At 39.0% G+C, this 3,336-nt stretch carries 2 protein-coding genes; both read right to left on the minus strand.

Annotated elements, in window-relative coordinates:
• Positions 1-175 precede the first annotated feature (175 nt).
• Entirely contained in the window at positions 176-2,086 is a 1,911-nt protein-coding gene (locus tag H5117_RS20275; protein ID WP_033021837.1) for an aminotransferase class V-fold PLP-dependent enzyme, read from the minus strand.
• A gap of 452 nt (positions 2,087-2,538) precedes the next feature.
• Positions 2,539-3,030 carry a hypothetical protein gene (locus H5117_RS20280; RefSeq protein ID WP_182739005.1) on the minus strand — a complete coding sequence of 164 codons (492 nt, stop codon included), beginning with the start codon at positions 3,028-3,030 and terminating at the stop codon, positions 2,539-2,541.
• Between the last annotated feature and the right edge of the window lie 306 nt (positions 3,031-3,336).

Raw genomic sequence — 3,336 nt, forward strand, 5'->3', positions numbered from 1 at the left:
ATCTTTGATCAATTTAACGAATTAAATTGCACTATAACGTCGTTAAAAATTTTTTATTTAGAACAACTAGATACAAAAATTTTTGCCTAGTTCTAGCGTAATTTTCTTAACGTTAAATAGACCCCGTATATAAGCAGATTGGTATTATTATCGAGATAGTATTAAACCAATACCTTTATTTTTTAACCTTACCCTTAAGAACATAAATTTCACCATCGAAACTGCCTTGTATCGTCAGTCCTTGGCTTGCCAACTCTTGCAAATATTCAACATGATCATCAGTGATATGCTGGCCTGGGACTAAAAGCGGAATGCCCGGTGGGTATGGAGTAACTAAACCTGCACAAATGCGGTTGTTACTTTTGCTAATAGGCACAGATTCGCGGTCGCCATAAAAAGCATCGCTTGGAATACACGCCAAGTCTATGGCTGGTAAATTTTCAGGTAAGCGAGCTCTACGCGTCGATTTCGATAGTTTTACTTTACCACTGTCTAGCTTTTTCAATGCATTGTACAAACGAATTATTTTTGAGCGTGTGCCGCCAAGCGTCAGTAAAACCAAAATGGTGCTGTGCGTGTATTTTTCTATCTCTAGCCCAATTTCATCCAGTAGATATTTATGAATATCTTTTAATGAGTATGGTAGCTCACTAATATCAATAAGGATTTTTAATGGGTCGTGGCCCATATTATCACCACTAAAATGCGGGAATATTTCCATAAAGTCTTGCTTAGCTAATACTTTAATTTGCTTAAGCGAGGCCATCTGTTGTTTAAACTCCTCAACATGATTTAGCAGCGCATTGAGCAGCTTATAGCCTTCCATCTCTAATTGCTTTTGGCACACGTCAAGCGATGCAATAAGCTGATATTTAGGCGATGTACTAGCGTAGATACTATAAATCTCTCGAAAGAAATCGGCATCAAAATCGGGGTCGTTAATATGAATATAAGACGCTTGAGAAAACGCCGATACTACTTTATGCGCCGAATGCGTAATGTAGTCAGCCCCTGCATGTATCGCAGAATAATGACGAAAGCTAGGATGAAACAAAGAGTATGCAAACCAGGCTTCATCTATAAATACCTTAATACCATATTGATGAGCATAATCTACGACTTGTTTTAGGTCGCTAAGTAAGCCATCGTAAGTACAACCGGTAAGCACTAGTAATTTAGCATCAGTATTGTTTTCAATTGCTAACTTGATGTCGGCCAACGATGGTGGCGCGAAAATGCCATATTTTGGATTTAAGATACTCGCCAAATAAATGGGGTAACTGGCTGATTGCAAGATGCCATAGTGTACTGATTTATGGCAATTACGGTCGACAATTACTTTATCTCCCTTGCGCAGGAGTGTCTGCAAGATGATTTTATTTGAGGTAGATGAACCATTTGTAACAAAGTAGGTGTGCTTAACTTCAAACGTCGCCGCTGCTGATTCTTGGGCGCGACCAATAGTATTAGTGCTGTCTGATAATGAACCTAGCGAGTCTACCGAAACCGACAGGTCGCCAACAAATACATTGCGGCCGTAAAACTGATAAAAATCTTTGATGTAAGGTGAGTTTCTAAAGCTAGAACCCCCACTATGACCCGGTGTATGCCAAGAGTCGTTTGCTTCACCAACGTAACGACGATACGCCGTCCAAAATGGCGTTTCAGAGCGGTCGTCAAAATCGTTGATCATATAACCTAAAATCGCTTCTGGGTCAGAAATCACTTCATCTTTAAAAAAGAATGATTCGATTTCTTCTGATTCGTTTACGATCTCCAGCCCTTTTGTGTCGTCGCCAATAACATAAACCGGTAACTCAAGGCGAATTGCCTTTAAATCCTCGATAAAGCGGCTATACATCCGCTCACCCACTTTGTTGTGCATATCCCAGCTTAGAACCACGGCTTGAATATCACCATCTTCCTCTACACATTCCAGCGCGTGTTTAAGCTCGAGGCATTCAATAATATCGATATGAATATCGTCTCGCTCAAAGTTAGGAATGGTCTTTGATAGGTTCGTTGAAAGCCCTTGTAAAGTGGCTGGGTCTTGCTCAATTATCAAGATACGAAGTAGAGGTAGCATAGAGGGTTTCGCAATATAATTTTATAATGCTCACTAGCATAACCAAAGGAGTGTAACTTGTGAAATTAATACTTTGATAATGTTCTAATAATTATTCTATTTCATTGGCTACTACAAATAAGAGGCGCAATGAAATTCATGTGTTTTCTGTTTGCATCGTAAGCATAAAGATTTTGATCATTATCAACGACAATATACCTCCCTTTAAGTTTTATACCACTACAGTATAAAAATTATACCTATTTGATGGGCAGTTTTGTGCCAGTGTAGGTCGAATAAGCAAAGCGCCATCCGACACAGTAAAATACCTTACCAATTATTATCAGCATTTTATGTTGTCGAGTGGCTGGAGAGTGCCATTTCCGGATGTTCGTAAGGCTTCGCTAAGCGGCTAAAAATGGCTGGCTATAATAACGAGGAACGAGCATAGCCAGCTGTTTGTGTCCGTTTTGTTAGGCAACATCTTTCTCATGATGAACTTTTGCGCTACGCCCAATGTAATCTCTAAATTCTTCTTCTGTCATTTTATTATGACGAGCGTCGTATGTAGCAGAAGTACGATTATAAATTGATCGAGTTCCGAAAAGGACAAACGAGCCACTTAGAAACCTAGTAATAGGTCGTGCAGTATCTGGCAACTCATTACCTTTATATTCATTTTGATCCCAATGGTTATAGCTTATGTAATTCCCTGGAGACAATTCACAGAGAGTCTCACTAATTTTTTCTTTACCCAAGGAGTTTTCAACATCTGTAGGTTCGATTTCATAAACCTCAAGTCTGAAATAACTCCATTGGGGATCTAATCCAAAGGACTCAAACGATAACTTTTTAGGTTTTAAAAGCCCAGCACTTCCTCCATATATATGAAGTGCGATCAGATCTTTTTCTTCTGCCTTTGTCGCAGAGCGGAGAGTATTACCACCACCTGTTGGATAAAACATATGGTTAAGGCTCCTAATTCGGGAAACCTCATTTAAAACCGCAATAATTGCATTGGGATCTGTCCATTCAGTTCTACAGGGGGCACCCAAAGGAAATAAAGCTTTTTGTAATTCTAACCACTCTAAAAGATTTCTTGTGTGGAAATCTTCATTTAACTCTATCCACTCTTTTAGCCTTATTTGTAGTGGTACAGTGATTTTGGCCACCCATTAAGAAAGAAATGTTATGCTGATAAGCATACAAATTTGGGTGAAAAAATGACGAAATTAAAACGCGCATCGTATTCTGCAGCAATAAAATTAGAA

The sequence above is a fragment of the Pseudoalteromonas sp. SG45-1 genome (assembly GCF_014164135.1).
GTDB classification, from domain to species: Bacteria; Pseudomonadota; Gammaproteobacteria; order Enterobacterales; family Alteromonadaceae; genus Pseudoalteromonas; species Pseudoalteromonas distincta.

Bases quoted from the DNA above. Each gene is read 5' to 3' on its own strand.
- H5117_RS20275 (WP_033021837.1), bottom strand. From the start codon at position 2,086: ATGCTACCTCTACTTCGTATCTTGATAATTGAGCAAGACCCAGCCACT.
- H5117_RS20280 (WP_182739005.1), bottom strand. From the start codon at position 3,030: ATGTTTTATCCAACAGGTGGTGGTAATACTCTCCGCTCTGCGACAAAG.